Annotated in this window: 4 protein-coding genes and 1 pseudogene; 2 read left to right on the forward strand and 3 right to left on the reverse strand. The window is 63.0% G+C overall.

Going from position 1 to position 6,472, the window contains the following annotated elements:
• Nucleotides 1–17 precede the first annotated feature (17 nt).
• Both RTH74_RS23690 and rimO read left to right on the forward strand, forming a co-directional pair.
• A complete protein-coding gene (locus RTH74_RS23690) occupies nucleotides 18–566 on the forward strand; it encodes a cytochrome b (RefSeq protein ID WP_316916272.1) in 549 nt (182 codons plus the stop codon).
• A gap of 97 nt (nucleotides 567–663) precedes the next feature.
• A complete protein-coding gene (rimO, locus tag RTH74_RS23695; protein ID WP_316916273.1) occupies nucleotides 664–1,986 on the forward strand; it encodes a 30S ribosomal protein S12 methylthiotransferase RimO in 1,323 nt (440 codons plus the stop codon).
• A gap of 44 nt (nucleotides 1,987–2,030) precedes the next feature.
• On the opposite strand, the gene RTH74_RS23700 is transcribed toward rimO, so the two are convergent.
• From RTH74_RS23700 to nfrB, 3 genes and pseudogenes are all read right to left on the reverse strand, one after another.
• Complete coding sequence (locus RTH74_RS23700; protein ID WP_316916274.1) at nucleotides 2,031–2,876, reverse strand: DUF4434 family protein; 846 nt, start codon at nucleotides 2,874–2,876, stop codon at nucleotides 2,031–2,033.
• A complete protein-coding gene (locus RTH74_RS23705; RefSeq protein ID WP_316916275.1) occupies nucleotides 2,876–6,004 on the reverse strand; it encodes an NfrA family protein in 3,129 nt (1,042 codons plus the stop codon). Before RTH74_RS23705 ends, RTH74_RS23700 begins: the two co-directional genes overlap by 1 nt.
• A pseudogene (gene nfrB / locus RTH74_RS23710) lies at nucleotides 6,001–6,339 on the reverse strand (glycosyl transferase family protein); the annotation flags it as partial. The pseudogene nfrB and the gene RTH74_RS23705, both read right to left, overlap by 4 nt.
• Nucleotides 6,340–6,472: the final 133 nt, after the last annotated feature.

Consider the following 6,472-nt stretch of genomic DNA (forward strand, 5'->3'; position numbering starts at 1 on the left):
TTACCGAGGAAGCCTGTATGAACTGGAAGAACACCCCACCACGCTATGGAAGCCTGTCCATCGGCCTGCACTGGTTGATGCTGATTCTGATCGCCGCCGTCTACGCCTGCATCGAACTCAAGGGCAATTTCCCCAAAGGTAGCGATACCCGCGAGCTGCTCAAGCAATGGCACTTCATGCTCGGTCTGAGCGTCTTCGCTCTGGTCTGGTTGCGCCTGCTCGCTCGTGCGCTGAGCCCTGCCCCGGCCATCCAGCCCGCGCCACCGAGCTGGCAGAACCTGCTCGCCAAGCTGATGCACCTGGCCCTGTACGCCCTGATGATCGGTGCGCCGCTGGCTGGCTGGTTGATTCTCAGCGCCGCCGACAAGCCCATTCCCTTATTCGGCCTGGAGCTGCCAGCACTGATCGGCCCGGACAAGGCACTGGCCGGGCAGATCAAGGAATTGCACGAATTGGTCGGTAGCGCCGGCTACTGGCTGATCGGCCTGCACGCGGTCGCTGGTCTGTATCACCATTACGTGGTGCGCGATAACACCCTGACGCGCATGCTGCCGGGGCGCAATTGAGGTGAAGACGCCTCTGGTCAAGTGCCCGATCCGCCGCTAGAATTGCGCACTTTTTGATCAGAGGCGCCCACAAGGCGCCCGTTAGAGGTTAGCCCGCATGTCCACCGCCACCCCGAAAGTCGGCTTCGTCTCGCTCGGATGCCCGAAAGCGACTGTCGACTCCGAACGCATCCTGACCCAACTGCGCATGGAAGGTTACGAGATCGTGCCGACCTACCAGGATGCCGACGTGGTGGTGGTCAACACCTGTGGCTTCATCGACAGTGCCAAGGCCGAGTCGCTGGACGCCATCGGCGAGGCCCTGGCCGAGAACGGCAAGGTGATCGTCACCGGTTGCATGGGCGTGGCCGAAGACAGCATTCGCGACGTACACCCGAGCGTGCTGGCCGTCACCGGCCCGCAGCAGTACGAGCAGGTGGTCAACGCCGTACACGAAGTCATCCCGCCGAAGACCGAGCACAATCCGCTGATCGATCTGGTGCCGCCGCAGGGCATCAAGCTGACCCCGCGTCACTACGCCTACCTGAAGATTTCCGAAGGCTGCAACCATACCTGCAGCTTCTGCATCATCCCGTCGATGCGCGGCAAACTGGTCAGCCGTCCGGTGGGCGATGTGCTCAGCGAAGCCGAGCGCCTGGTCAAGGCTGGCGTGAAAGAGCTGCTGGTGATCAGTCAGGACACCAGCGCCTACGGCGTCGATATGAAGTACAAGCTGGACTTCTGGAACGGCCAGCCGGTGAAAACGCGCATGCTCGAGCTGTGCGAAGCGCTGTCGTCGATGGGCGTGTGGGTGCGCCTGCACTACGTCTACCCCTACCCCAACGTCGATGACGTGATCCCGCTGATGGCCGCCGGCAAGCTGCTGCCGTACCTGGATATCCCCTTCCAGCACGCCAGCCCGAAAGTGCTCAAGTCGATGAAGCGCCCGGCCTTCGAAGACAAGACCCTGGCGCGCATCAAGAAGTGGCGCGAGATCTGCCCGGAACTGACCATCCGCTCCACCTTCATCGTCGGCTTCCCTGGCGAGACCGAGGAAGACTTCCAGTACCTGCTGGACTGGCTGACCGAAGCGCAGCTCGACCGCGTTGGCTGCTTCCAGTATTCCCCGGTCGAAGGCGCTCCCGCCAACGACCTGGGTCTGGAAGTGGTGCCTGACGACGTCAAGCAGGAGCGTTGGGAGCGCTTCATGGCGCACCAGCAGGCGATCAGCAGTGCACGTCTGCAGGCCAAGATCGGCCTGGAGATGGACGTGCTGGTCGACGAAGTGGACGGCGAAGGCGCCGTGGCTCGCTCCTGGGCCGACGCTCCGGAAATCGATGGCAGCGTGTTCATCGACTCCCCCAACGTCAAGCCGGGCGACAAGGTGCGTGTGCGCATCGTCGATGCCGACGAGTACGACATGTGGGGCGAGTTGGCCTAGCGCCTACCGGCCAAAATAAAACCCCGCTCGATGCGGGGTTTTGTTTATCGGTTCGCGCGCAGCGGAGCTCCCCAGGGTCTGTAGCCCAGGGAAAAGACCGCCTCGGCATGACACTGGGGATAAATGCGCTTCGGCTCCACAGGCTCGGCACGAAACGGCTCGCCATCACGACTGACCTGACGGAAAGCCTCGCTGACGATGCCCACCTCGCAAGGCAAGGCCTGCCCATAAGCACGGCGCACGGTCTTGGACAGGCTGCCGGTGCCCTCGCCGTCCTGCCACCACACCGACAGCCCCAGTGACTGCAACTCGTAAAGCCAGGCGGCATATATGTCAGGCGCCAGATTGGCACCGGTGTAGGCGCTCACATGCAGAGGTGCATCGAGCTTGTTGGCGAAACTCTGCAACTGACGGTACAGCACGCGGCGGCGTTCAGGCGCCTGAAACTGCAGGTCGTCGAGCTCCATCGGCAGGTACCAGCCAACTACCGGCAGCTGCCACTGTTCACGCAGCAGGCGCTGCTGAGCCAGAGAAAGTCCCAACTGGTACTGCCAATAAGTTTCCAGAGCTGGGCCGTCGAGCTCGGCATGACGCTGGTAGTACGCCGGGTCCATATACAAACCCAGCACCAACTGCAGCCCCTGCTCCTGAGCCAAGCGCAAACTGTTGGCCAACCAGCCATCGCGTCCGCCAAAATTCGATTCGCCATGGGCGGTCCACTGCACGATCACCACCTTCACACCGGCCTTGGCAGTGCTGCGCCAGATGCTCTTCCAGGTTTGCTGATCGATGCTGCTGTCCACGTTCAGCGGCTGAAAGAACAGGCGCTCCTCAGCATTAGCCTGGACCAGGATCATGCTTAGCAAGATGCCTATCAATAGATGCCGCATCAGAAATTAACCTCCACGCCAAGCAGCCAGCCATTGGCCCGCTCGTAAAGATTGCCTCCCAACCCCAGCTGATACTCGGTGCGTACCGTGACATGGGCAGGAAAGGCGTTATAGCGGCTGTCGCCGTACCATAGTTGCCAGCGTAGACCGATACCGCTGCGCAGGTCCTGCCGCCAGTCGTTATCCGGGTCCTGCGTGCTGAACTCACCGAAGCCATACAGCATCAGCGTCTGTGCACTCTCGGTGTGCAATTTCCACACATGCCCCTGCTGGAAGCGCGACAACCACTGGTGGTCGCCCGCCTTGGTCCACCAGGCGGCGTCCAGATACAGAGAGCGTTCGTTCCACTCCTGCTCGTCGACACGCCAGTCATTGCGATACTCGCCCTGGTCGAGGAAGGAAGCCGTGGCACGCAGCAGGTAATCGGTGGAGGTCTGCGCGTAACGATCACGGTTGCGCATCCGCCGTTCGAACTTCTCCGGGGTCCAGATCTTGTTCCAGCGTTCCCCATCGAAACCACCATCCGGATACTCGTTCTGCTTGTACAACTCCGCATACAGATTCAGGTTGTAGTCACCGATGGGCTTGTAACGCAGCCCGACGCCTGCTGCGAGGTACTCGTTGTATAGCTTGCGGCCGCCAGCACCAGCCAACGCACGCCCATAAACGGAGAGGCTTTTGCCATTACGCGTCGGCTCTTCGCCAAGGGCGTGATCCCAGATCGCCATCTGCACGTTCTGCGAAGAGGCGCGGCGACCGGCATTGGGGGATGCGGCCGTCGTCACCCCAGCCGGCGACCAGGTGCTGGCGAGAGTGAAGCTGTCACGCCGCGACAGTGTTTCATGCGCGCGACGCTGGCGATAACGCCGCGCCTCCATGCTGCCGTACTCGTCATCGGCGGCGACCGGATTCTGTTCCAGATCGATTACTCGACGCAGTTCACGGCGCGCAGCCGCGCTGTCTTCAGCTTCGTCGTAGCGCCAGGCCAGCGTTTCACCCAGGCGATAGTCCTCGGGATAGTCATGCGTCGCCCGCTCCAGTCGTGCTATCGACGTCCGCCGCTCAGCCGGCGTATCTGCGGCGGCCAGACGCATGGCGTAATCGGCGTTATAACGCGGGTGATCAGGTTCAAGACGCACGGCCTCGGCCAGCCATTCGGTGCTTTGCTGCGTCTCTCCGGCGGCCTGGGCCGTCGCTGCAGCCGCATAGTAGTGGCCGCCATTCGGCTGCCGAGTCAACGTCGTACGCTGCCGCTGCAGTGCCACTGCCAGGTCATTGCGCGCCTGAGCGATGGTGGCACCAAGCGCCCAATCATCAGCGCTGCGGGCATCAGCGCTACGCCAGTAGCGCTCAGCCGCAGCCGAATCCTCCGCGCCCAGAGCGCTGCGGGCAGCCGTCAGACGGGCGACTCGGTCGAGCTGCGACAGCGGCAGCTGTTGCCAGATCGCCCAGGCCCCTGGGGCGTCGCCAGCAGCGTCCAAGGCGTAGGCCAGTGGTAAGCGACTGGCTTCGTCACCCTGAGCCAGCGCACTGCGGTAGAGCACCACCGCCTCACCCGGTCGCTGCGGCATGGCGCAACGCCCGAGCACGCGCAGCTCACCCGGCGTTTGTGGCGCATCGCCAATCGCCTGCCTGACCCAGGCACAATCGCCGCTTTCAGCCAGGCGTCCGAGCAACGCCACGCGGCCCTGCGCATCCAGGTGCGGCAACAGCGCACGCGCCCGAGCCGGGTCGAAGGTCGAGCCCGTTTCTGTATAGAGACCGCCCAGACGCTGCAGCAGCGATGCAGAGAGATTGCCGCGACGCGTCTCGAACGCCTGTTCCAGCCACTGCCGCGCCTCTTCGCGACGCCCGGCCTGCAGCGCCAGGAAACTGGCCTGATCGAGCGCCTGCAAGTCACCTGTGCGGCGGTAGTAATCCAGCCATTGGCGCTCGGCCTGTTGCAACTGCCCAGAGGCCTGCAACAGCTCTGCACGTCGCCGCGATAGGGTCGTTGTCTGTGGCTGACGAGCCAGCCAGGCCAGGGCCAGATCGGTACGTCCCTGGGCCTGCCAGGCTTCCAGCAGGCGCTCCTGACGCGAAATATCCCAGCGACCTGGCAATGTCTGACCTGCCAGCAAGTCAGTGGCGTTCAGCCGCTGAGCCAGCACCAGCCAGGTTTGCGGGTCTTCTTCTGCGCGACAACCGCGCAGCTCCTGCAAGGCCGACTCGCGATCATGGCGCGAAAGCCATTCAGCCGTTTCCAGGCAGGGGCGCCCAAGTTGCTCACTCAATTCGCGAACCTGCCGGGAATTGCCGCCCTGGCGCGCCAGCTCCCAGACTCGCGCACGCTCCTGCACCGTGTCGCGGTCCTCCTCTGGCAGGCTGTCCAACCAGCGCTGCGCCATCTGTGGGCGCCCTAACGCGACGGCACGGTCGAGCATCGCCAGGCGCACGCGCTTTTCTGCCTCGGCTGAAGGTGGCTGTTTCAGCAGACGCTGCAGCCCGTCTTCATCGAGCAGTTGCACACGGGCATTGGCCAGGCGTTGCCAGTCCTCGGGCTCGAGCGTTCCCTGCGCCTCCAGCGGTGCCAACTGCGCCTCGCTGGTTTCCCAGTCATGTAGCCGCTCCGCCCAGTTGGCGCGCGCCATACGCATGGCAGTGCCATCACCACGTATCGGTATCTGGTTGAGCCAATCCAGCGCTCGCTTGGCTCCACCGAACTTGGCCAGGGTCAGGCTGTAGGCCTGCCACAGGCGCACACGATGATCGCCCTCGGTTTGCGCCAACCAACGCTCCACCTGATCACTGGTGGGCGGGTCCTGTTCGATCCAGGCCAGGCGCATCTCGAACAACGCCTCATAACCATCGCTCAGCTGCGCGACCTGCTCTTCAGCGTCACGGTAGCGCCGCTGCTTGCTCAATGCCTCGACCAGTAACTGGCGCGCCTCCTCGTTGTTCGGCACACGCAACAACAGGTCACGCATCAAGCGCTCCACTTCCGCCCAGTTGTTGCGCTCGGCCTCTCGGTAGGCTCGATCGAGGAAGGGATAGCTGCGAAATTGCTGAAACTCGGTCAGCGCCTCGACAGCGAGGACCGGTGGAGCCAGCAGGCAGGCTGCCAGGGAAAATCCGAGCCAGTGCTTCATGCCAATGCCTCCACAATACGATAGGACTCATGCTGCTCTTCGGCTTGCTCGCGCAACGCCTGCTGCAGCACCTCTTCGCTGATCACTCCACGCTGCAGCAGATGCTGGCCAAGCGATTGAGTCTCCGCGTCGAAGTCGATCAGCGCCTGGTTGAACAGCGACGGCGGGAGCAAACCACGCACCTGCAGCAGGTCGCCGAACAACACCTGGTGCTTGCAGACCTCCTCCAGCAGCGCCTCGTCATCGGCATGACGCTCGAGCACTGCGAGCATCCGGCTCACCTCGTCACCGGCATTGCGGCCGCCATAGCAGTAGCGCAAACCCAACGTGACTTGTAAGTTGTTCCACACCTGCTCCAGACCGCCAGTGACTAGATCTCCAGATCGTGGGCGAGCGAGGGTCGGAGCAGGTTTTTCTTGATTAACCCGAACGGTTGCCTGAGCTCAAAGCTCGTTTCTGCAAGTCAGG

The sequence above is a fragment of the Pseudomonas sp. zfem001 genome, assembly GCF_032621725.1.
GTDB lineage: Bacteria > Pseudomonadota > Gammaproteobacteria > Pseudomonadales > Pseudomonadaceae > Aquipseudomonas > Aquipseudomonas sediminis.

Excerpts from the sequence above, each read along its gene's own strand:
- RTH74_RS23690 (WP_316916272.1), top strand. The coding sequence starts at position 18 with ATGAACTGGAAGAACACCCCACCACGCTATGGAAGCCTGTCCATCGGC.
- rimO (WP_316916273.1), top strand. The coding sequence starts at position 664 with ATGTCCACCGCCACCCCGAAAGTCGGCTTCGTCTCGCTCGGATGCCCG.
- RTH74_RS23700 (WP_316916274.1), bottom strand. The coding sequence starts at position 2,876 with ATGCGGCATCTATTGATAGGCATCTTGCTAAGCATGATCCTGGTCCAG.
- RTH74_RS23705 (WP_316916275.1), bottom strand. The coding sequence starts at position 6,004 with ATGAAGCACTGGCTCGGATTTTCCCTGGCAGCCTGCCTGCTGGCTCCA.